This is a genomic window from Rhodococcus phenolicus, from assembly GCF_001646785.1.
GTDB lineage: Bacteria > Actinomycetota > Actinomycetes > Mycobacteriales > Mycobacteriaceae > Rhodococcus > Rhodococcus phenolicus.
In genome coordinates this window covers 1-20,965 of sequence record NZ_LRRH01000055.1, presented here as the reverse complement: position 1 = coordinate 20,965, position 20,965 = coordinate 1, and the positions used below count along the sequence as shown (strand labels likewise).

22 protein-coding genes are annotated in these 20,965 nt (G+C 67.8%); 7 read left to right on the top strand and 15 right to left on the bottom strand.

Annotated elements, in window-relative coordinates; genetic code table 11:
• Positions 1-16: 16 nt before the first annotated feature.
• The 3 genes from A8G15_RS15710 to A8G15_RS15700 form a co-directional block, all read right to left on the bottom strand.
• Complete coding sequence (locus A8G15_RS15710; RefSeq protein ID WP_068161259.1) at positions 17-628, bottom strand: phosphoribosylanthranilate isomerase; 612 nt, start codon at positions 626-628, stop codon at positions 17-19.
• Positions 629-755: 127 nt separating this feature from the next.
• Complete coding sequence (locus A8G15_RS15705) at positions 756-1,214, bottom strand: cupin domain-containing protein (RefSeq protein WP_068161258.1); 459 nt, start codon at positions 1,212-1,214, stop codon at positions 756-758.
• 82 nt (positions 1,215-1,296) lie between these two features.
• On the bottom strand, positions 1,297-1,746 hold the full coding sequence (locus A8G15_RS15700) for a hypothetical protein (protein WP_068161255.1): 450 nt from the start codon (positions 1,744-1,746) through the stop codon (positions 1,297-1,299).
• A 298-nt stretch (positions 1,747-2,044) separates the two neighbouring features.
• On the opposite strand from A8G15_RS15700, the gene A8G15_RS15695 reads away from it, so the two are divergent.
• Positions 2,045-2,710, top strand: coding sequence for a PadR family transcriptional regulator (locus A8G15_RS15695; RefSeq protein WP_068161323.1), 666 nt, complete (start codon positions 2,045-2,047; stop codon positions 2,708-2,710).
• Between the two features lie 81 nt (positions 2,711-2,791).
• Complete coding sequence (locus A8G15_RS15690) at positions 2,792-4,273, top strand: DHA2 family efflux MFS transporter permease subunit (RefSeq protein WP_068161251.1); 1,482 nt, start codon at positions 2,792-2,794, stop codon at positions 4,271-4,273.
• A gap of 92 nt (positions 4,274-4,365) precedes the next feature.
• On the opposite strand, the gene A8G15_RS15685 is transcribed toward A8G15_RS15690, so the two are convergent.
• The 7 genes from A8G15_RS15685 to rpsF form a co-directional block, all read right to left on the bottom strand.
• On the bottom strand, positions 4,366-4,845 hold the full coding sequence (locus A8G15_RS15685) for a hypothetical protein (protein WP_068161248.1): 480 nt from the start codon (positions 4,843-4,845) through the stop codon (positions 4,366-4,368).
• A 191-nt stretch (positions 4,846-5,036) separates the two neighbouring features.
• Entirely contained in the window at positions 5,037-5,798 is a 762-nt protein-coding gene (locus A8G15_RS15680; RefSeq protein ID WP_068161239.1) for a dienelactone hydrolase family protein, read from the bottom strand.
• Positions 5,799-6,137: 339 nt separating this feature from the next.
• The gene (dnaB, locus tag A8G15_RS15675; protein WP_211270178.1) at positions 6,138-8,336 is read right to left on the bottom strand and encodes a replicative DNA helicase; all 2,199 of its coding nucleotides are present in this window, start codon (positions 8,334-8,336) and stop codon (positions 6,138-6,140) included.
• Positions 8,337-8,782: 446 nt separating this feature from the next.
• Positions 8,783-9,238 carry a 50S ribosomal protein L9 gene (gene rplI, locus A8G15_RS15670; protein ID WP_068161231.1) on the bottom strand — a complete coding sequence of 152 codons (456 nt, stop codon included), beginning with the start codon at positions 9,236-9,238 and terminating at the stop codon, positions 8,783-8,785.
• Positions 9,239-9,254: 16 nt separating this feature from the next.
• Positions 9,255-9,497 carry a 30S ribosomal protein S18 gene (gene rpsR, locus A8G15_RS15665; RefSeq protein ID WP_068161227.1) on the bottom strand — a complete coding sequence of 81 codons (243 nt, stop codon included), beginning with the start codon at positions 9,495-9,497 and terminating at the stop codon, positions 9,255-9,257.
• Between the two features lie 42 nt (positions 9,498-9,539).
• Positions 9,540-10,058, bottom strand: coding sequence for a single-stranded DNA-binding protein (locus tag A8G15_RS15660; RefSeq protein ID WP_068161224.1), 519 nt, complete (start codon positions 10,056-10,058; stop codon positions 9,540-9,542).
• A 64-nt stretch (positions 10,059-10,122) separates the two neighbouring features.
• A complete protein-coding gene (gene rpsF, locus A8G15_RS15655; protein WP_068161222.1) occupies positions 10,123-10,410 on the bottom strand; it encodes a 30S ribosomal protein S6 in 288 nt (95 codons plus the stop codon).
• 130 nt (positions 10,411-10,540) lie between these two features.
• Between rpsF and A8G15_RS15650 the strand changes: the two genes are divergently transcribed.
• The 4 genes from A8G15_RS15650 to A8G15_RS15635 are packed head-to-tail and all read left to right on the top strand — an operon-like array spanning position 10,541 to position 13,351.
• A complete protein-coding gene (locus A8G15_RS15650; protein WP_068161213.1) occupies positions 10,541-11,899 on the top strand; it encodes a glycosyltransferase 87 family protein in 1,359 nt (452 codons plus the stop codon).
• Positions 11,896-12,492: a GNAT family N-acetyltransferase gene (locus A8G15_RS15645; protein WP_068161211.1), complete on the top strand. Its 597-nt coding sequence runs from the start codon at positions 11,896-11,898 to the stop codon at positions 12,490-12,492. The genes A8G15_RS15650 and A8G15_RS15645 overlap by 4 nt, the downstream gene beginning before the upstream one ends.
• A gap of 46 nt (positions 12,493-12,538) precedes the next feature.
• Positions 12,539-12,928: a CD225/dispanin family protein gene (locus tag A8G15_RS15640; RefSeq protein ID WP_068161209.1), complete on the top strand. Its 390-nt coding sequence runs from the start codon at positions 12,539-12,541 to the stop codon at positions 12,926-12,928.
• 9 nt (positions 12,929-12,937) lie between these two features.
• A complete protein-coding gene (locus A8G15_RS15635) occupies positions 12,938-13,351 on the top strand; it encodes a DUF2752 domain-containing protein (RefSeq protein WP_068161207.1) in 414 nt (137 codons plus the stop codon).
• A gap of 24 nt (positions 13,352-13,375) precedes the next feature.
• Here the strand turns inward: A8G15_RS15635 and A8G15_RS15630 are convergent, their stop codons facing one another.
• Positions 13,376-15,019 (bottom strand): nSTAND1 domain-containing NTPase, encoded by a 1,644-nt coding sequence (locus A8G15_RS15630; RefSeq protein ID WP_068161201.1) that lies wholly within the window; start codon positions 15,017-15,019, stop codon positions 13,376-13,378.
• 196 nt (positions 15,020-15,215) lie between these two features.
• Here A8G15_RS15630 and A8G15_RS15625 point away from each other — a divergent pair, with 196 nt between their 5' ends.
• On the top strand, positions 15,216-15,488 hold the full coding sequence (locus A8G15_RS15625; RefSeq protein ID WP_068161198.1) for a LuxR C-terminal-related transcriptional regulator: 273 nt from the start codon (positions 15,216-15,218) through the stop codon (positions 15,486-15,488).
• Positions 15,489-15,492: 4 nt separating this feature from the next.
• Here A8G15_RS15625 and A8G15_RS15620 read toward each other — a convergent pair whose 3' ends face one another.
• The 4 genes from A8G15_RS15620 to A8G15_RS15605 form a co-directional block, all read right to left on the bottom strand.
• Entirely contained in the window at positions 15,493-15,768 is a 276-nt protein-coding gene (locus A8G15_RS15620; protein WP_068161195.1) for a LuxR C-terminal-related transcriptional regulator, read from the bottom strand.
• A gap of 144 nt (positions 15,769-15,912) precedes the next feature.
• Positions 15,913-16,386: an RNA polymerase subunit sigma-24 gene (locus tag A8G15_RS15615; protein ID WP_156665422.1), complete on the bottom strand. Its 474-nt coding sequence runs from the start codon at positions 16,384-16,386 to the stop codon at positions 15,913-15,915.
• Positions 16,387-16,412: 26 nt separating this feature from the next.
• Positions 16,413-18,020: a glycosyltransferase family 87 protein gene (locus tag A8G15_RS15610; RefSeq protein ID WP_068161190.1), complete on the bottom strand. Its 1,608-nt coding sequence runs from the start codon at positions 18,018-18,020 to the stop codon at positions 16,413-16,415.
• Between the two features lie 10 nt (positions 18,021-18,030).
• Positions 18,031-20,202, bottom strand: coding sequence for a transglycosylase domain-containing protein (locus tag A8G15_RS15605; RefSeq protein WP_068161318.1), 2,172 nt, complete (start codon positions 20,200-20,202; stop codon positions 18,031-18,033).
• Between the last annotated feature and the right edge of the window lie 763 nt (positions 20,203-20,965).

The window sequence follows — 20,965 nt, the reverse complement described above, 5'->3', positions numbered from 1 at the left end:
GGACGCGCGGTTCGCCCTATGTTTCGGCCGGGCCGCTCCCGCGCACCGCATCCGCGAACGCCCGCATCTGGTCAGGGTCCTTGACGCCGCGGCTCGACTCGATGCCGCTGGACACATCCACACCCCACGCACCCGACGTCCTGACCGCTCGCGCCACATTGCCCGGGTTCAGACCACCGGCGAGGATCCAGCGACCGGACGGCAGGGCGCTGCGGTCCTGCCAGTCCCACGTGACTCCGGCGCCGGCGACCGCGCCGTCGACCAGCAGCAGATCGGCGCCGAAGTCCTCGGTGAGCGCCTCGGCACCGCCGGTGTTCACGGCACGGATCACGGTCAGTCCGGCGTCGTGCAACGCCCGCACGTCGTCCCCCGAATGCAGGTCGTGCACCTGAACATGATCGAGATTCGCGGCTTTCGCTGTCTCGATGATCTCGGCGAGCGGCATCCGCACGTACACCCCGACCGCGAGAACACCGGCGGGAACCCGCGAGCGCAGGTGCGCCGCCTGCTCCGCAGACACACGACGAGGGCTCTCGGCGAACACGAAACCGACTGCGTCGACACCGAGTTCGACGGCCAGATCCACCGCCGCTTCGTCGCGCAGCCCACACATCTTGATGAACGTCACCGCATGCCTTTCGTCTCGCGTGCCTTCTCATCACGATATGGCAGGTCACCGGTGGCAGCGGCAGCGGACCGCCGGTGGCAACCGTCGTCGTTGCGCACCCCATCGACGCCGGAGCGCCGGACGGTGACTACCCTCCGGCGCACTCCGGCGCGGAAGCGTCCTCCGACAACGGATCGCCGGAGGGAAGGACGTACAGAACATCGAGGACCACCGGCTCGGTGCCGAAGTTGTTGCCCTCGTGCGTATTTGCGTGCCCGGGCGGCTCTCCGATGATGTCGCCGGCGCGGTAGAGGTCCGGGACACAATCCGGACCGGGATGGGTCAGCGTTCCCGACCGGACCAGGGCGTACACGTTCCCGTGGTGGAAGTGCCAGCCGGTGGTCCCGCCGGGCGCGAGGGTGATCTCGCGAACGACGATGTGGGCGCCCTCCGGCACGAACGGCAACAGGCCGGCAGGGATCTCCCATTCGGCCAGGGTCACTGCAGAGATACCCGACGACGGCGTGGCACCGGCAACCCCGGGCGCGGATCCGGCGATCGCGGCCACTGCGACGACCCCGACGAGACCGCGGGTGAATGGCGTCATCCGTGGACCGTACCGCTGCGGCCTGCCCGACATGGGTGGTTTCGGGCCCGGGCCGCTGCTGCGGCACCCGTGAGGAGGCGGCCTATCCCGCAGCCTTGCGCACAAGCTCGCGCAGCCGCTTCTCGATCTCGTCGGTCACTTCGAGCACCGCGAACGCCGTGGCCCAGAACGACCCGTCGTCGAGGAGGGCGTCCTCGTTGAAGCCGATCGAGCCGTAGCGGGTGTCGAACTTCGACGCGGGCTGGTAGAAGACGACCACCTTGCCGTCGCGGGCGTAGGACGGGAAGCCGTACCAGGTCTTCGGGTCGAGGTGTGGAGCCTCCTCGGTCACGACAGCGTGCAGGCGCTCGGCGATCTGCTTGTCGGTGCCCGTCAGCGCGGCGATCGCGTCGACGCACGCCTGCGCCTCGCGCTCCCGCTTCGCCGCCCCCTTGCCGCTGCGGCCCTGCTCACGTAGTTCGGCCGCACGCTGCTTCATCGCGGCGCGCTCGGCGTCGGTGAAACTCGTTTCGTCACCGGTGTTCGTCGCCATCGATCCGATCCCTTCGTGAGTTCCTCACATGCGGAAACAATTGCCGGGTGGGTCACGAACAGCGGCATCCGATGGACGCGGGATGCCACGGAAGATCATTCCATCTGTCGATTTCGTATGGGGCCGAACGGCGCTGTGATCACCTCACCTCCCCCGATCCATTGCCACTGCACGTTCCGCACCGTATATTCGGCGTGGAGTATTTGCGGAATGTCGCCCGACCGCGCCGCATGTGCACGGCGGACACGAAGGGAGGACACACCCGGTGCCCACGCAGGCCGATCCCACACTGACGCCGATGGCCATCGCGGTGCTGGCGCTGCTGGAAGAACGCCCGATGCATCCCTACGAGATGTACCAACTACTGTTGCAACGTCGCGAAGACAACCTGGTCAAGTTGCGGGCCGGCTCGCTCTATCACACGGTGTCCCGTCTCGCGGATCGAAACCTGGTGCAGGAAACGGGTATCGAGCGAGCGGGCAACAGACCGGAGCGAACCACATACAGGATCACGCCGGCCGGAACCGCCGCAGTGCGGACGCGCATCGCCGAAATCCTTCGCCGACCCGTTCGCGAGTACCCGATCTTCCCCCTCGCGCTGGCAGAGGCGCACAACCTGCCCGCCGACGAGGTGATCGCCCTGCTCGGCGAACGCATCACGCAGCTACGCGACAACGTCGAGGAGCTCGACGTCATCCGCGAATGGGCGACAGGCAAGGGCGTACCCCGCCGCTACTGGATCTCCCTGGAGTATCTCCGCAGTCAGACCGCTCACGACCTGGAGTGGCTGGACGGTCTGGTCCAGGATCTCCGCGACGGTTCGCTGCAATGGGAGGAAGACGCCGGCGCGGCGCCCTGCCTCTCCGGCGAAGCACGAGATCTCGGCCACGATTGGGGAGCTGCGCTGACCGCCGAGACCCTCGACGCACTACGGAAGGGCGACACGGTCGGCCAGAACGGTTGACGAATGCGAGATCGACAGCGCCGAAGAAACCCACATGATTCGTCGACGGAACGATCGCTGTTCGGACGAGGAACGGAAACCATGACACACCAACGAAATCCGTGGCTTGCGCTCACTGCGCTGGTGGTCGGGTTCTTCATGATCCTGCTGGACATGACCATCGTTGCAGTGGCCAACCCCGCCATCATGACGAGCCTGAACACCGACATCAACAAGGTCATCTGGGTCACCAGCGCATATCTGCTGACCTATGCCGTGCCACTCCTGTTCACCGGCCGACTCGGCGACCGGTTCGGGCCCAAACGGGTTTACCTGGCGGGTCTGCTGGTGTTCACCCTCGCGTCGCTGTGGTGCGCGACGTCGGGCACGATCGAAATGCTGATCGCCGCCCGAGCAGCCCAGGGATTCGGTGCTGCACTGATGACGCCGCAGACGATGGCGGTCATCACCCGCACCTTCCCGCCGGACAGGCGCGGTGCGGCCATGGGCCTGTGGGGCGGTGTCGCCGGCCTCGCCACCCTGGTCGGGCCGATCCTCGGTGGCGTGCTGGTGGACTGGCAGGGCTGGAACTGGATCTTCTACATCAACGTCCCGATCGGCATCGTGGCCTTCGTTCTCGCGGCGTGGCTGGTGCCCGATCTCGAGACGCATCGACACAAGTTCGACGTCGTCGGCGTGGCACTGAGCGGCATCGGAATCTTCCTGCTCGTCTTCGGAATCCAGGAGGGCAACACCCGTGACTGGGATGTCTGGACCTGGGTGATGATCATCCTCGGCATCGCGGTGCTGGTCTTGTTCGTCGTCAACCAGGCACGCAGCAAGCGCGAACCTCTCTTGCCGCTGAGCCTGTTCCGCGACCGGAACTTCTCGATGTCGAGTATCGCGATCGCAGCGATGGGTGCCGCCGTGACCTCACTCATGGTGCCCGCGTACTTCTATCTGGAAGCGGTGCGGGAATACACACCGACGCAGGCCGCCCTGGTCTTCGCGCCGATGGCGATCGTGACCGGTCTGACCGCACCGCTGATCGGAAAGATCTCCGACCGGATGCCGCCCCGAGTGCTGCCCACCATCGGGTTCACGGTCTTCGCGGTGACCGTCTTCGCCTTCTCTGCATTGATGACGCCCGACAGTTCGATCGTGCTGTTCCTGATCGTGGCCGGCGTCGCGGGCCTGTCCAACTCGTGCATCTGGGCACCGCTGGCATCGACGGCGACCCGCAACCTGCCGGTCCATCAGGCGGGTGCCGGTGCGGGCGTCTACAACACCACTCGGCAGATCGGTTCGGTCCTGGGCAGCGCCGCGATCAGCGCGCTGATCGCGTCACGCATGGCCGCGCAAGGGCTCGGCAACGCCCAGGTCGGCGAGGGCGGGGGGAGCGCGATGGGCAAGATCCCCGAACAGATTGCGGACAACTTCAGTACGGCACTGGCGCAGTCGATGCTCCTGCCCGGGGCGATCCTTCTCATCGGCGTCGTCGCCTCGGCCCTGTTCGTCGGGCAAGGATCGCAACAGGACTCGGCACCGGAGTCCGATGCCGACAAAGCCGAGGTCGCCGGCTGAGCCGGTAGCCTCGGGGCATCGGCGAGCGTCGTGCCGGCCCCGGGGCCGGTCCCGGGCGGGGGCTGTCGCGGGTACTGTTGCCGCCCTTCGCATCAGCCTCCCGTTCCCTGCACTTCCGGGCCGGTCGGACCGTCGGTGCGCGCTTCGATGGCCTCCACGGACTTCTCGAATTGCTTTCCCAGAAAGCGGGTTCCGAACACTCCGAGAACACCCGCGAGAACCCGCCCTTTGAGGTTCTTGCCGTCGCGGACCACAACGACGTCCACCTCGGTCTTTCCGTTGGGCTGCGGTGTCAGAGTGTAGGTGTGGCTCGACGCCCCACCCCACATATTCGAGTCCGTGGTGGTCATCACGACATGGTGGGGGTCGCTCCAGTCGTAGTGCAGCCGTTCCCAGATGCCCATCGAGCCCTCGGTGACATCGGCATCGTGGGGGCCTTCGTGGTGCACCTCGAGGTAGTTGTCCGCACTGTTGGCGAAGAGTTCCTTGCGGCCGGGCCCGAAGTCGGTGAGGCCGGCGATGAATTGCTCGGGTGTCGCGGTGGTCGTCCGATGAAGATGGATCGTGGTCATGGCGTATACCTCGATGATTCACTGATCCGCTCCCGTCCCGGAGGCCGGGTGATGACCTGTCCAGCAGACCACTGTTGAACTCATCGCGAAAGAGGGCGGCCGGAGACGTGCCGTGCGCTGCCCCTGACCGGACGATCCCGGCAATGGCGGTATCGGCGTCCGGCGCGGGCCGGACGCCGATACCGGTCACGTCAGCCCGAAACCGTGTCGGTGTCCCGCCCGAGGTGGTGGGCGAAGAACCGGGCCGAGCCGCCACGCTCGTAGACCGGCACCTGATTGTGCCTGCCCGGGTACGCGTGAAGTGTCTTCTCCTTCGAGGCGAAGGCATCGAACAATGCGACTGCGGACTCGTTGTCGAATTCCTTTTCGTCCCAAGGAATCCGGTACTCGATCGGGATGGTGATCCTCCTCGCCACCTCGATCAGGGCATCGTCCACGAAAACTCCGCCGAAGCTCACAGCAGCGATCCTCGGTTCGACCGCCGCCAACCTCAGTCCCGTCACGACACCGAGGTTCACACCGCCGTAGCCGATCGGAGCTTCGATGCCGATCTCGGGTAGTGCCTGCAGAGCGTCCAGGGTCGCCTGCCATTCCGGCACCGCACGACCCGCCAACGACCAGTTGTAGTCGATGACGACCGGGGCGATCGGTTTGCCCTCTCTCCGGGCACGATGGATCGCATCGGACCACTGTTGGTCCTGGGGGTTGCGCGGCCGGTCACCGTGTCCGGGAGCGTCGATGGCGGCGACAGTGAACCCGTGGGTGGTGACGTTGCGGAACGCGTCGGCGACCAGCCCGGGCGCTTTCTTGTGCATGCCGCCGGAGTGCCCGGACAGGAGCAGTGGTGCGCCGGCGGTTCCGGACGCGGGCGTCCACAGCACGCCGGTGATCCCGTCGAGAGTGAAATGACGTTCGACGACACCGTTCGACGATGTCTCGGAGATGAAATGCATGGTGCAGCCTTTCGGAGAGTGCCCTTTGATCAGGCGCTCCCGGCGACACCTACATCGGTCACCCGACCGCGAACACGAGTGGGAGCACCCACATGGTTGTTGCGTACATGGGTCTCACCTCCTCGCGTGATGTCACGGTCTCGGGCACGCTATCAATCCGAGCCGAAGCCCGTCCAACCATTTTTCTGCTGACCGATCCGACCGGCCGCCAGCCACCGTGCATGCACGACGAAAATTGTGGTTGGTGTACGGATATATCTGCACACCAACCACGATTTCAGGTGCCTATCGGTTGAATCCGATGATGAGGGACTCAGGAGCAGCAGCGAAGGCGCGCCGCTATCCCCGCGCCATATCCACGAACCGCGACAGGTGCAGCTGGTGCGCGACGGTGATCGTGGCCGTCGGACCGTTACGGTGCTTGCCGACGATGAGGTCGGCTTCGCCGCCACGCGGGTCGTCGCGTTCGAATGCGTCGGGGCGGTGCAGCAGGATGACCATGTCGGCGTCCTGCTCGAGCGATCCCGACTCGCGAAGGTCGGAGACCTGCGGTTTCTTGTCGGTGCGCTGCTCAGGACCACGGTTGAGCTGACACACCGCGACGACGGGAACTTCGAGTTCCTTCGCGAGAAGCTTGAGGCTACGCGAGAATTCGGAGACTTCCTGCTGGCGCGATTCGACCTTCTTGCCGGACGACATCAGCTGGAGGTAGTCGATGACGATGAGGCGTATGTCGTGTTTCTGCTTGAGCCGCCGTGCTTTTGCGCGGATCTCCATCATCGTCAGGTTGGGGGAGTCGTCGATGAACAGCGGGGCCTCGCTGATCTCGCTCATCCGCCGGGCGAGGCGGGTCCAGTCGTCGTCGGTCATGCGGCCTGACCTCATGTCGCCGAGCTTGATCTTCGCTTCGGCGGAGAGCAGACGCATGACGATCTCCGTCTTGCCCATCTCCAGGGAGAAGATGACCGACGCCATGCCGTGCTTGATGGAGCACGACCGCATGAAGTCCATGCTGAGCGTCGAATTGTGGGTGGGGATCATCGATCGGCCCGCGAGGTACAGGTGTTCGCCGTCGACCTCGACGCATCGCACCGGCACCGACGCGACCCGCCGTACCGCGACGATGCGGCGTTCCTGCGCGACCGCGAGCCGGTTCTCTTTGTGCTGCAATGCCTTACTGGGCAGCACGAACACGTCGTCGTCGGCGGAGAAGACCACCGAGCCCGCGTCGACGGTGCGGGTGTAGCCGAGACCGGCGATCAGTTCGGCGATGCCGTGGAGGAGGCGCGGGCAGTCGGTCTCGAAGCGCACGGTGCCGTCCGCGAGGACGGTGCCGCCGGCGTCGAGGACCCCGGCGAGCAGGTCGCGACGCTGCCGTTCGGAGGCGCGCAGGTAGATCTCGGGGATGTGGGCGCCGAGCGTCATCAGCTCCTCGGCGAAGTCGCCTTCGCCTTCCATCCGCATGTGCAGGTCCGGGTCCTCGGACGGGCCGCCGAGCCACGCGCCGAGCGTGAACGGCGCGACCGGCAGGTCCGCCTCCGGGAGTTGCAGCGCCGCGCTGTTCGCGACGACGTGACCGTCCGCGACGGTCGCGGCGAGCTCGCCGGTGGTACGGATCCCGGCGACCGTCCGCCATTGGTGTTGTTCGTCGGCGACGACGACGGTGCCGTCGGAGAACTCGACGTCGTAGCACGGCCGACCGGTCATGACGGGGGTGGCGGCGACGACGCGGGTGGGGGCGCCGTGAGCGTCGAGCAGCAGGTCGCCCACCGCGACCTCGCCCATCGTCGTCCACCCGTCGGGGGTGGGCAGGGGAGTGTCGAGGGCGAGTGCCTTACCGACACCGGGGCGCGCGGCCACGATGATCATCTGGCCGGCGTGCAGGCCGTTGGTGAGTTCGTCGAGTTCGGCGAATCCGGTGGGAACACCGAGGGAGATACCGCCGCGGCTCGCGATGGAGTCGATCTCGTCCATCGTCGGCTGGAGCAGTTCCTCGAGCGGAACGAAGTCCTCGGTGGTGCGGCGCTCGGCGACATCGAAGATCTCGGCCTGGGCGCGGTCGACGACCTCGGCGACGTCCTGGCCTTCGGCGCCCGCGTAGCCGTACTGGACGATGCGGGTGCCCGCTTCGACGAGGCGGCGCAGCACGGCTTTCTCGGCGACGATCTCGGCGTAGTAGCCGGCGTTGGCGGCCGTGGGTACCGTCTGGGTGAGCGTGACCAGGTAGGCGGCACCGCCGAGGCGCTTGAGTTCGCCGCGGCGGTCCAGTTCGGCGGACACCGTCACCGGGTCGGCCGGTTCACCGCGGCTGTAGAGGTCGAGGATCGAGTCGTAGACGACCTGGTGGGCGGGACGGTAGAAGTCGCCGGGGCGCAGTACCTCGAGGACGTCGGCGATGGCGTCCTTGCTGAGCAGCATGCCGCCGAGCACGGACTGCTCGGCCACCATGTCCTGCGGAGGTTGCCGGCCGAAGTCTCCGCCCGGTTCCTCCGGCGGATCGTTGTAGTCGGAATGGCCTCGATCGTCCACTACAGCCACGCGATGCCATCCTTCCCCATCCGCGTTCCACGTTCGGTAGGGCGTGGTCGACGCGCATGTCCGTACCCACGTTCTACTCGCCCCCACCGACATCGAGGGTGCAGGCGCGCTCGACGTTAGGGACTTCGCCGCGCCGATCCAAATCGGGTTGTGCACACATCTGTGGATGAAATGTGGAAATGGGAGGCCACGCTTGTGCACCTACTGTGGACAAACTGGGGACAACACATCTCACACTTCATGTTTGCCCAGTTCAGACGCAGAAAATCGCCTTTCACACCTGTGTACAACAACGATTTCGGCGTGTCGCGCACCGGGCGTGTTCGCTGCTTCGTTCCCGAAACGATATGTCTCAGGTCACATTGTGACCTCGCTATCCACAGCCCTGTGGATAGACGACGAAGAGCCCCACGCACCAGGTGCGTGGGGCTCTCCGGGAGCCGGAATCAGGCGCCGACGACGTTCAGGGTGAACTTCGCGGTGACGTCCGGGTGCAGCTTCACGACGACGATGTGCTTGCCCGTCGCCTTGATGTGAGCCTTGGGCAGCTCGACGATGCGCTTGTCGACGACCGGGCCACCGGCAGCCTTGATGGCACCGGCAACGTCGGCGGCGGTGACCGAGCCGAACAGCTTGCCCGAGTCGCCGGCGGTCTTGACGCTCAGCGAGACGCTCTCGAGGCCCTCGATGGCCTCCTTGAGCTCCTTGGCGTGATCCAGGCCGCGCACAGCGCGCGCTTCCTGAGCACGGCGGATGCCCTCGACCTGCTTCTGGGCACCGCGGGTGGCGACGATCGCCAGGCCGCGGGGCAGCAGGTAGTTGCGGCCGTAGCCGTCCTTGACCTCGACGGTGTCGCCAGGCGCACCGAGGTTGTCAACGTCAGCAGTGAGAATGAGCTTCATCGGTTCCTCCCTTTCCTCAGCGAGCCGTCGAAACGTAAGGAAGCAGCGCGACCTCACGAGAGTTCTTGACAGCAACAGCGACGTCACGCTGGTGCTGCACGCAGTTGCCGGTGACGCGGCGAGCACGGATCTTGCCGCGATCGCTGACGTACTTGCGCAGCAGCGTCGTGTCCTTGTAGTCGATCTGCACGTTCTTTTCCTTGCAGAAGGTGCAGACCTTCTTCTTCAAAACCTTGTCGCGCGCAGGCGGCTTAGGCATGGTCTTTCTCCGTAATTTCTGGATGTTCCGATCGAGGTCGGATCAGAACGGGGGCTCGTCGTCCCCGGGACCACCGAACGAGCCGGCCTGCGGAGCGCTGCCCCACGGGTCGTCGCCGCCGGTGTTCGCGCCGGCGCTTGCACGCCCGCCGCCCGATCCGCCGGAGGAACCACCGAAGCCACCGCCGCCACCACCACGACCGGCCTTGGTGACCTTGGCCGTCGCGTAGCGCAGCGAGGGGCCGATCTCGTCGACCTCGAGCTCCACGACAGTGCGCTTCTCGCCTTCACGCGTCTCGTAGCTGCGCTGCTTGAGCCGGCCCTGCACGATCACGCGCGAGCCGCGGGTCAAGCTCTCGGCCACGTTCTCCGCTGCCTCACGCCAGATGTTGCAGCGCAGGAACAGAGCCTCGCCGTCCTTCCATTCGTTGGACTGACGGTCGAAGACGCGGGGCGTGGACGCGACGGTGAAGTTCGCGACCGCGGCACCCGCCGGGGTGAAACGCAGTTCGGGATCGGCGGTCAGATTGCCGACCACGGTGATGACGGTATCGCCTGCCATGTGGTTCCTCCTGCTGTGTGTGGAGTCCTGATGCGCCCGAGCCTACGGTCAGGCGCCGACAGGATCACTTGTCGTTGCGCAGAACCTTGGTGCGGAGCACCGACTCGTTCAGGCCGAGCTGGCGATCCAGCTCCGCAACGGCAGCAGGCGTCGCGCTGATGTCGATCACCGCGTAGATGCCTTCGCTGTTCTTCGCGATCTCGTACGCGAGACGACGCTTACCCCACACGTCGACCTTGTCGACCTTGCCGCCTTCCTGGCGGATCACGTTGAGGAACGTCTCCAGCGAGGGAGCGACAGTGCGCTCATCCAGGCTGGGGTCCAGGATGATCATCAATTCGTAATGACGCATAAGACCTCATCACCTCCCATGGACTGTGAACGGTCACGGACGATCCGTGACAGGAGGGTCGTTGCGTCAGCAACCCAAGAAGGGTACATGACCCCGCCCTGACCAGCGAAATTCACCTAGGGTGAGGAATATGCGCACGAGCACCAGGACCCCCGCGCTCGTCGCCGTCGTGGTGTGCGCCGTCACCCTCGTCCTCGGCTACCTCAACAAAGCACGCTGTGCCGGACCGGTATTCGACGAGCTGGGCCGCACCCTGCGCTTCGAGAGGATCAAGGACGCCGACGTCTGCTACTCCGACATCCAGCAACTGTGGATCGGGCGGGACATCAACCTGCATCGCTTCCCGTTCCTGGACGGCGACATCACCGCCGCCGGCCACCTCGTCGGCGGCACCGTCGAATACCCCGTACTCAGCGGGGTGCTGATGTGGCTCGGCGCCGTCCCCGCCCACAACGACGCGGAATTCCTGCTCTGGTCGGCACTGTTGCTGGCGCCGTTCGGTCTGCTCACCGCCTGGCTGCTGGGCCGGCTCGCCGGCTGGGCCGCGCTGCTGTGGTCGGCGACGCCCCCGCTCGTGCTCTACGCGTTCCTCAACTGGGACCTGCCGGTGGTCGCGACGGTGGTGGGTGCCGTCGCGATCGTCGCCACGAGACGCTGGTCGCTGCGGACCCGCGGGATGATCGCCGCGGTGCTGCTCGGCATCGGCTTCTGCCTGAAGCTCTATCCGGGGATCTTCCTGCTGACACTCGTCGCCTACGTCCTCACCGGCGGCGACCACGCTCGCCGTGACGCGACGGCTGCTCGCTTCGACGTGCGCGGCGCCGTGGCGGTCGCGGCCGCGGGCGCCGCGACCGTCGTCGCCGTGAACCTGCCGTTCGCGTTGCTCGGCTACACGGGCTGGCGTGCGTCCTTCGAATTCCAGAGCAACCGCGCGGCGGACTCGACGAGCAACTCGATCTGGTTCTGGGGGCTGCGACCGCTCCTCGGCGGTTACGAGGGCACCGACGTCACCCCCGCCTACAACAGCCTCGTCTCCCTCCTGTCGCCGCTGCTGATCTGCGTGTCGTTCGCGGTGGCACTGGCGATCGGGTGGCGCCGCTGTCGGCGAGAAGGCACGTACCCGTGGATCGCGGTCGGCGCGGCGATGCTGTGCGGATTCCTGCTGTTGCACAAGGTCCACTCCCCGCAGTACACGCTGTGGTTGCTGCCGCTGCTGGTGCTGGTGCGGATCCGCTGGCCGCTCGTCGCCGCGTACCTGGTCGCCGACGCCGCGATCGGCATCGGAGTCTTCCTCTGGTTCGCCGCCACCGGCGGACAGCGCGACATGACCACGGCACTGCTGCTCACCCAGGTGGGTGTGTGGGGCCGGGCAATCCTGCTGGTCGTACTCTTCGTCGTGTTCGCACGCGCACCGCTGCGGATGCGCGCTCCCGCCCCGACGGATCCCGAAAGGCCGATTCCGATGACGACCACCGGACGTGCCCGATGAGCGAATCCTGGTATCGGCAACCCACACTGGAAGGCATCCGCGTCCGGCTCGAGCCGCTCGCACCCGAGCACGCGCCGCAGCTGCTGGCGGCCGTCGACGACGCCGACGCGATCTTCCGATGGACCTCCGCGGTCATCCGGGACCTCGACGACGCCGAGGCGTTCGTGCGCACCGCGGTCGCCGATACCGATCGGCTGGCGTACGCAGTCGTCGACACCCGCACCGGCTCGGTGGTGGGCACCACGTCCTACTACCTGATCGATCCTGCCCACCGGAAACTCGTCATCGGCCATACCTGGTTGTCGCGGTCGGCCCAGGGCACCGGCATCAACGCGGAATCGAAGCTGCTGTTGCTCCGACGTGCCTTCGAGGACCTCGACGCGGTGCGCGTGGAATGGCACACCGACGAGCGCAACGCGCACTCGCGCGGCGCGATCGCAAAACTCGGCGCCGAATTCGAGGGGTTGATGCGTAAGCATCGCCGCCGCCGCGACGGAAGCTGGCGAACCACCGCGTTGTTTGCCATGACCGACGACGACTGGCCCGCCGCCCGCGCTCGTCTCGAGGCCCGGGTGGCCGACCTTCCCTCCTAGACCCGCGAGATCCGCGCCCACCGACGGGCACCGACCGAAGGACGGAATGACCGACTACTCGCAGTATCCGCAGTATCCGCAGGACGGCCCGGGTAAGTACGTCCCGCAGGGGACACCGGCCGGCTACGGATACCACCCACCCGGACCCCAGTTCCCACCCGGACCCCAGTACGGTCCGCCTCCGGAGAACAATCTGGTCTGGGGGATCCTCGCGACGGTCATGTGCTGTCAACCGCTGGGCATCGTGTCGATCGTGAAAGCATCCCAGGTCAACTCCCTGTGGGCGCAGGGAAGATTCGACGCCGCCCGCAAAGCGGCCGACGACGCCAGGAAGTTCGCCGTCTGGTCGGCGGCCACCTTCGTCGTGATCGCGGTCGCCGTCACCCTGTTCTACGTGATCGTCTTCATCGTCTCGATGTCGTCCTCGGGTTACTGACGGACGATCATGCACAGCACACTGACCAGGCTCGCCGCCCCCGCCGGGGTGGTTGCCGTGTCCGCGTGTGTGTGCGCTGCCGTCGTGTGGGCCGACCCGACCACTCCCGGCGGACCGATCCCGCCGTGCCCGACCCGCGCGCTGTTCGGCGTGTGGTGCCCCGGCTGCGGCTCGTCGCGAATGCTGTATTCGCTTCTGCACCTGGATGTCCCGTCGGCGTTGCGGTACAACGCAGTCGGTGTGCTCGCGGTGCTGGTCCTGCTGTGGTCGTTCGCGGTGTGGACCGTGGGACGAGCACGCGACCGGCGCTACCGGCAATGGCATCAGTGGCGCCGGGCTCCCCAGCTCGTGCTACTGATCATCCTGTCCTGGTTCGTGATTCGCAACATTCCGCTGGAACCGTTCTCGTCTCTCCGGGTCTGAGACCGCGGGTGGGGCAGCGTGTACTCACCTCGACCGGGCAGACTGCGGAACGGACGCGACCGCGGCGGCCGCAGCCGTCACGGCGACCACGGACAGAACGCCGAGGAGACCCCGCAGCATTCTCGTCCGGCGCTGTTCGGAGCGGGCGGTCCGGTCGCGATGCCGAAGACCGGCTTCGACGAACTCGATTTCGAGGGGAGTGAGGAGATTCCGCCGATCGCCGGCCCGCTCCTCGAACAGGTCGAACCGGCCCTCGGCGAGGAGCGCGCCGGTGTCTCGTCCACTGTCCTGCCATACTCGCGCGGCGTGGGTCAGACGTCGGTGCACACCCAGGGCGGCGCGGTCCGACTCGATCCATTCGCGCAGCCGTTCCCATGCGGTGAGCAGCACCTCGTGGGACAACTGCACGGTGCCCTCGTCGACGGTGAGCAGCCGGCGCGCGACGAACCGATCGACGACCGAAGCGACTCGGGCACTGTCGCCGATCACCAGTTCGCTCCGCGGAGTGCGGCGCCGCGTCTGGGTCTCGTCGTCGACGTTGACCAACCGCAGGAAGATGCGCCGGGCGAGCATCTGCTGTTCCGGGCTCAGCTCCGCGTAGACCTCCTCGGCGCTCTGCTGCACGGCGCCGGAGACACCACCGGTGGCCAGATAATCCGCGACGGTCAGGGTGCGGCGACGAGCCTGCTGCCAGGTTCCGAGCAGCGCGTGCGACAGCCACGGCAGCGTGCCCGGATCCGTTGCCGTGCGGGCGGTGCGCGATGTGAGGTCGGCGAGCAGAACGCGGACCAGGTCGTCGGACACGGTGGCACCGGCCTTCTCCGCCGGTGCGACGACGACGGTTTCGAGGTCGGCTCCGCTCAGCGGACCGACGACGAGCGGGTCCGCCGCGAGGATCGGCAGCAGAACCGGTTCGCGCGCGGCTGCGGGGCAGAAGTCCGCCCGCAAACCGAGCACCACCACGACACCGCGGCCGGCCGCCAGCGCGGCGAGGGCCGCCGCACGATCGCCGGGCACACAGTGCGTCCACAGTTCCTCGAACTGGTCGACGACGAGCACCGACGGTCCGGGGCCGGTGAGGGCTGCGACGAGCGCGGGCACACCGATGCCCGCCGGGGTGACGACGGTGGGCCGCCACGCCGCGAGATCGGCGTCGGTGGCGGCAGCGGCGGCCAGCCCGGCGCGCAGCAGCGAGGATTTCCCGGCACCGGAAGGTCCGATCACAAGGGTCACCCGGCCGGAGGCTCCGGTGGTCGCGGCACGGACACGGGCGAGTAGTTCAGCGGTGAGATCGTCGCGCCCGAAGAACCACGGGGCGTCCGCTTCTCGGAACGGTGCCGATCCCCGGTACGGCACGGCGGTCAGGTCGGTACGACGACGCGCGGCCTGCCGGGCGCGGCCGGCGGCGGCCTGCCACGCGGCGACGTCGGCAGGATCGGCGATCCCGCACGCGGCGAGCACTGCGGCGAGAGCGGGAGCGCTCGCTGTCGTCGGCAGGTGCCGGCCGGCGAACCATCCGGCGACCGTGCCGTGCAGGGCTCCGGACGCCGCGACGACGTCGCGCACGGACAACCCGGCCCGGGTGCGGAGTTCGGTCAGCGCATCGGCGAACTGCGCCCGGGAGCCGATCCGTCCCGGATCGAGCGGTTCCGTGCTCGGGTGGGGCATCGAAGTCCTTTCGGGTCGGAGTGGACAGAATCGGAGTGGACAGAAGAGGTTTTCTCCGTACGGATTCCGTATCGGACCGGTGGGTGTAGTTCCGTTCACCACCGGTCGCGGTGAGGATGGTTCCCCGGCGTTCGCGCCGTCCTCTTCGGCGCTCGCGCGCCGCATTCCGTTACGGCTTCTTCCCGGAAGGCGCGCCATGATTGCGTTCGAACCCGTGTCCCCGGCCGGCGCGACGCTGGTGAGCCGCCCGCTGCTCAGCACGCGCGAGGTGCAGGTGCTGCTGACGTGGCTGGCGGCGGATTCGAAGGCTCAGGCGGCGCGGGAGTTGTTCGTCTCCCAGTCGACGCTCAACACCCACATCGCGCGGATCCGGCTGAAATACGCGTCGGTGGGTCGCAGTGCCCCCACGAAGGCCGCGCTGTTCGCGCGGGCTCTGCAGGACGGCCTGACGACGCTCGACGAGTGGTAGCCACCTACAGTTCGTCGAGGGTGATGTAGCCGTCCTGCAGGGCCCGGGCGGTGAGCGCCGCTTTGGTGCCCGCGGGCCGGCCCGCCGCGACGTACTTCTCCCGTATCCGGGCCAGATGCGTGTTGACGGTGGCGACGGAGATGAACAGGGCGGCAGCGACGTCGGTCTTCGAATCGGACCGGAGCCAGCCGCGTAATACCTGCACTTCGCGGGCGGACAGCGCGGGGCGCGACGATATGTGCACGACAGCAGCAACCGACGACAGGGCATCAGCTGACACGGAATCCTCCTCGAGCGGCCGACCGCCGCAGGCCCCCCGACCTTCCGAAAAGAGACGTTGGGATATTAACGGTTGTGTGCAGATGCGAGGCCCTGTGATGACGAGGTCGTCGTCACAGCGCGTGTCCGCAACGCCCGGGGATTCTCATGCCGCACGCAGGGACCGCAACGCCGCGTGTTGTTCCAGCCGGACCCGGCCGGGACTGATGCCCAGTACCGTCGCGGTCTGTTCGGGATCGAGACCCACGATGGTGCGCAGGATCAGCACCTCCCTGCGCAGGTGGATCGCGGTGCGGGCGTGCCCGGCCGCGACGACCCGCTCGACGGCACGGGAGGCGATCTCGTAGACGAGGGTCGTGAAGTTCCGATTCGCGCCCGTCGACGAGGAGAGTTCGGCGAGCACGGTCCGGCACACGTCGAGTGCGAGCCGGTCGGCGTCGGCGAAGGCGATACCACCGTCGCGGGCGCGGGCGCGGCAATATGCGGCGACCGGTGGGTGGAGGACGCGCAGCAGAGCGGGGATCGCCGACGAGTCGCCGCGGGCAACCGCCCATGCGAGCTCACACGGAGCGGATCCGGCCGTCGCCCGTCCCGACGAGCCGCGGTGATTCACTGCCACAGCGCCTCCTCACATCCTCGTCGAGATTAGGATGCGACCCCTGCGGTTCGCGTCGTCCCTTCGGATGACTTCGCGGGTGAATCGCGCTCGCCCCGTGGCCGCAGCATCCGCGGCAACCAGCTCGGGAACGCGTCCGGAGCCTGATCGGCGACGCCGCCGATCGGGTCGTCGACGAATCCGTAGCGCACGAGGTCCTCGGCCGGTTTCCGGATCTGCCGGATCACCGCGACGCACAGGGCGACGACCGCCACGTCCCGGATCAGGACGGTGACGGTGAACCACTGTTCGGGCAGCCCCCTGTCGGCGGTGCCGAGGTAGTAGTACATGCGCGGTACCCACACGAGCGCGTCGATCGTCATCCAGGCGAGCAGTGCCCGGCGGTGAGGCAGCGCGAGCACCGCGAGCGGCACGAGCCACAGCGAATATTGCGGACTCCACACCTTGTTGGTGAGCAGGAACGCCGCGACCACGAGGAAGCACAGCTGGGCGAGCCGTGGCCGGCGGGCGGCGGTGAGAGCGAGCCACGCGATCGCCGCGCATGCGGCCGCGAACAGCAACAGCGACACCGAATTCGACGTCGCCGGATCCCAACCGGACCAGGTGGTGAGGGACCGGACCACGTTGTAGATCGAGTCGGGGTCCGCGCCACGTTCGGTGTTGAGACGGAAGAACTCGGCCCATCCGCGCGGGAACAGCACCATGATCGGCAGGTTCACCGCCAGCCACGCCGCGGCAGCCGCTGCCGCGGTCCGACCGAAGGCGCGCATCCTGCCCGCGCGCAGGCACACGAGGAACAACGGGCCCAGCAGCAGCAGCGGATACAGCTTCGTGGCGCCACCGAGTCCGAGGAGGACGCCGGCGAGCACCGGCCGGCGGCGCGCCCAGGCGAGCAGACCACCGGCCGCGCAGGCGGTGGCGAGGGCGTCGAAGTTGGTGAAGGCGTGGACGATCACCAGCGGTGACGCAGCGACGAGCGCGGCATCCCAGATCCGGCGACCCGCGGACAGCGCGGTCGCCCACACCGTCACGAGCCACGCCGCGGCAAGGCCGAGCGCGACAACGTTGAAGTAGATCGCCACCTGGAGACCACCGGGCAGCCACGACACGGAATCCCACGCCTTCGCGACCCGCATCGACATGTACTGGTAGAGCCCGGCGACCACCGGGTATTCCATGTAGCGGATCTGGGTTCCCCCGTCGGCGGCGGGTTCTTCCCACGACGTCGCGTATGGGAACGCGCCTTCGTTGAGGCGTTCGGCGCCGTAGAGCGGCACCACATCCGAGTAACACATGGCGACGTACTGACGGTTGCCGCGCCAGTCGAGTCCGAGTTCGCCGTTCGGTCCGATCGGTGCCTGCTGGATGCATGCGGCCTTGGTGAACCAGCCGAACGCCAGGAACACCACTGCCAGGAGCAGCAGCGCCCGCAGCGGGGTGAAGAAGCGGGTGCGGCCGAGCAGGGCGTACCGGCCGACCGGCCCGCCGATCGCGGTGGACAGGCGCGACACCATCGGATCGTTCCATCCGGGGGTGTCGCGCCAGTCCGCCGAGCGAAGGTCGGGTGCGAGCGGAGCCGGCGACACGACCTTCGCCTTCGTACCCGTCGGCCTGCCGGTCGCTGCCTTCTCGCTCACGGAGGCGAGGTTACCTTCCGGGTAGTGTGCCGCCCGATTGCTGCTGGTTGACCTGCCCGCCCGGAGCCGGAACCGCTTCCTCCACCGATTCTTCCGTGTCCTGCCCGAAGCCCGGATCCTCCTCGGTTCCGTAGCCCGGGGCGTCCTCCTCCGGGGTCGTCTCCGTGTCGCGGCCGGGTCGCTGCGGGGTGGTGGTCGTCTGCTGCGGTGCCACACCGGGCAGCGGGATCGTCACGCCCGGAAGGATCTCGACATTGCGGGTCGTGATCTCCGGGACCTCCGGCAACGACGGGACGGTGCGGCTCGTCTCCGGCGCCTTGGTGGTCGTCGGCACGGCCGTCACCTCGGCGGTGAAGGCGGGCACACCGGCGATGCCGGCGATCGGCTCCGGAGTCGGGAACTTCTCGACGTCCGTGCCCTCGAGCGCGCCGTCCATCGTCGCCTTCCAGATGTCGGACGGCAGGCCGGAGCCGTAGATCATGCCGCCCCAGCTGTTCTCGAGGGGCAGGCCCTGCTCGGTGCCGACCCACACCGCCGTCGCGAGCGACGGCGTGTACCCGACCATCCAGGCGTCCTTGTTGGATCCGGTGTCGCCGAGCTGCGCGGTGCCGGTCTTCGACGCCGACGGGCGGCCACCCGCGAGGGCGTGCCCGTTGGAGTACGCGGCGATCGGCTGCATTGCGGCGGTGGTGTTGTCGGCCACCGCGTCGTCCACGACCTTCTCACCGGCGGGGGCACCACGATCGAGCAGCACATTGCCGTCGGCGGTGACGACCTTCTGCACGAAGTACGGCTGGTGGTAGGTGCCGGACGCGGCGAGGGTCGCGTACGCGGAGGCCATGTCGATGACACGGGACTGGTACTGGCCCAGCACGATGCCGTAGTTCGGGCCCGCGCCCTCCGGCTCGGTGAGGGTTTCCCCGACACCCGGGATCTCCTTCGGGATGCCGAGCTTGTGCGCCATGTCCGCGATCGCCTGCGGACCGTTGTCCATCGACAGCATCATCCGGTAGAAGCTGGTGTTCAGTGACCGCTTCAGCGCCTCGGCGATGGTGCACTGACCGCACTGTTCGCCTTCGACGTTGCCGATGGAGATGCCGTTGACCGTGAGCGGACCACTGTCGTAGGTGGTCGACAGCGGTTTGCCCTGATCGAGGTTCGCGGCCAGGCCGAACACCTTGAACGACGAACCGGTCTGCAGGCCGGACTGCGCGAAATCGAACCCGATGCCGCTGTCGCCGCCGTAGTACGCGCGGACGGCACCGGTGTGCGGATCCACGGACACCACGGCGGTGCGCAGTTCCTCCGGTTCGCCCTCCATGGTGGTGCGGACCGCGTCGAGCGCCGCTTCCTGCGCCTGCGGGTCGATGGTCGTGGTGATCTCGAGTCCCTCGGTGTTGAGGAGCTGCTCGTTGATGCCCTCGGCGGACAGCTCCTGCAGGACCTGGTTCTTGAGCAGACCGTCCGGGCCGGTCGTCTGGTCGCCGTTGTCGAGTTCGGCGAGCGGCACGTAGGCCGGGTACTTCATACCCGCCCGGTCCTGCGCGCCGAGCGTCCCGGCCGTGACCATGCCGTCGAGCACATAGTTCCAGCGCGCCTGCGCGCCGTCGGGGTTCTGCTCGGGATCGAGCAGCGACGGCAACTGGATCGACGACGCCAGCACGGCACCTTCCTCGACACTCAGCTCACCGACCGGCTTACCGAAGTAGGCGTTGGACGCGGCGGCGATGCCGTACGCGCCACGACCGAAGTAGATGGTGTTCAGATACGCGGCGAGGATGTCGTCCTTCGACCACTGGTTGGCCATCTTCGACGACAGGACCAGTTCCTTCATCTTCCGGGTGAGCGTGCGCTCGGATCCGACGAGGGCGGTCTTGACGTACTGCTGGGTGATGGTCGAGCCGCCACCGGCGCTGTCGCGGCCGAGGATGTTGTCGCGGGCCGCGCGCGCGAAGCCGCTGACCGAGAACCCCGGGTTGGTGTAGAAGTCGCGGTCCTCGGCGGCGAGCACGGCGTTGCGGACGTGCTCGGGGATCTCGTCGAGCCGCACCTCGGTGCGGTTCCCTTCGGGCGGGATGACCTTCGTGATGACCGTCGAACCGTCCGACGCGTAGATCGTGGCGACCTGGTTGGTCTTGAGGTCGCCGGGCCGGGGCACGTCCTGGACGACGTAGGCGACCATGAACGTGAGGATCGGCAGGATCAGGCCGAGCGCGACGGCCACCTTTTCCTTTGCCGCCGCCGTTGCCGCCGTTGCCGCCACCGCGGGCGGTCGGTGGCGGAGTCGGGGGACGCCCTCCCGGTGGGGCACCCGCGGGACGTGCGGGAGGCTGCCGGTTCGCGGTGGTCTGCCGGTCCGGGTCCTGCTGCGGGATGCGCCGCGTCCGGTCGGCGGGCGGCCGACCACCACCGGCGGGCTGCTGGGGGCCGGACTGTGCACGATTCCCCTGCGCACCGGCGAACTGCTGCGGCTGCCCCTGCGGGCGTTGCTGCGGGATGGGTCCGCTGCGCGGGTACTGCTGCGGCATCGGTCCGCTGCGCGGGTTCTGCTGGGGGATCGGCCCGCTCCGGGGGTACTGCTGCTGAGGGTTCTGCGGGTTCCGCGGCGGCATCGGGTTCCGCGGCGGCTGCTGACCCGGCTGACCACCCGCGCGCGGGCCGGGCTGTCCCTGCTGACCCGGGTAAGGCTGCGGGGGGTAGGGCCGGCCCTGGCCGGGCTGCGGGGGCAGCGGCCGTCCCTGGGCGGATCCCCCGACCGGTCCCGGTCCCGGGGCCCGCTGCCGGCGCGGATCGGCGGGGCCGGTCCGGGGCGGCGGGGTCGGCCGATCGACCTGTGGATCGTTGTCGGGGGAACTCACGTACTCATCTCCAACTGGGTGCGCGGACGCGGGACGACACGTCCTCGTTTTACGTCGGTTGGCACCCTATGGCGTGGGGGTTCTGCG

Excerpts from the sequence above, each read along its gene's own strand:
- rplI (WP_068161231.1), bottom strand. The coding sequence starts at position 9,238 with ATGAAGCTCATTCTCACTGCTGACGTTGACAACCTCGGTGCGCCTGGC.
- A8G15_RS15695 (WP_068161323.1), top strand. The coding sequence starts at position 2,045 with ATGGCCATCGCGGTGCTGGCGCTGCTGGAAGAACGCCCGATGCATCCC.
- A8G15_RS15660 (WP_068161224.1), bottom strand. The coding sequence starts at position 10,058 with ATGGCAGGCGATACCGTCATCACCGTGGTCGGCAATCTGACCGCCGAT.
- rpsR (WP_068161227.1), bottom strand. The coding sequence starts at position 9,497 with ATGCCTAAGCCGCCTGCGCGCGACAAGGTTTTGAAGAAGAAGGTCTGC.
- A8G15_RS15700 (WP_068161255.1), bottom strand. The coding sequence starts at position 1,746 with ATGGCGACGAACACCGGTGACGAAACGAGTTTCACCGACGCCGAGCGC.
- A8G15_RS15690 (WP_068161251.1), top strand. The coding sequence starts at position 2,792 with ATGACACACCAACGAAATCCGTGGCTTGCGCTCACTGCGCTGGTGGTC.
- A8G15_RS15640 (WP_068161209.1), top strand. The coding sequence starts at position 12,539 with ATGACCGACTACTCGCAGTATCCGCAGTATCCGCAGGACGGCCCGGGT.
- A8G15_RS15705 (WP_068161258.1), bottom strand. The coding sequence starts at position 1,214 with ATGACGCCATTCACCCGCGGTCTCGTCGGGGTCGTCGCAGTGGCCGCG.
- A8G15_RS15630 (WP_068161201.1), bottom strand. The coding sequence starts at position 15,019 with ATGCCCCACCCGAGCACGGAACCGCTCGATCCGGGACGGATCGGCTCC.
- A8G15_RS15635 (WP_068161207.1), top strand. The coding sequence starts at position 12,938 with ATGCACAGCACACTGACCAGGCTCGCCGCCCCCGCCGGGGTGGTTGCC.
- A8G15_RS15645 (WP_068161211.1), top strand. The coding sequence starts at position 11,896 with ATGAGCGAATCCTGGTATCGGCAACCCACACTGGAAGGCATCCGCGTC.
- A8G15_RS15650 (WP_068161213.1), top strand. The coding sequence starts at position 10,541 with ATGCGCACGAGCACCAGGACCCCCGCGCTCGTCGCCGTCGTGGTGTGC.
- A8G15_RS15685 (WP_068161248.1), bottom strand. The coding sequence starts at position 4,845 with ATGACCACGATCCATCTTCATCGGACGACCACCGCGACACCCGAGCAA.
- rpsF (WP_068161222.1), bottom strand. The coding sequence starts at position 10,410 with ATGCGTCATTACGAATTGATGATCATCCTGGACCCCAGCCTGGATGAG.
- A8G15_RS15680 (WP_068161239.1), bottom strand. The coding sequence starts at position 5,798 with ATGCATTTCATCTCCGAGACATCGTCGAACGGTGTCGTCGAACGTCAT.
- A8G15_RS15625 (WP_068161198.1), top strand. The coding sequence starts at position 15,216 with ATGATTGCGTTCGAACCCGTGTCCCCGGCCGGCGCGACGCTGGTGAGC.
- A8G15_RS15605 (WP_068161318.1), bottom strand. The coding sequence starts at position 20,202 with ATGGTCGCCTACGTCGTCCAGGACGTGCCCCGGCCCGGCGACCTCAAG.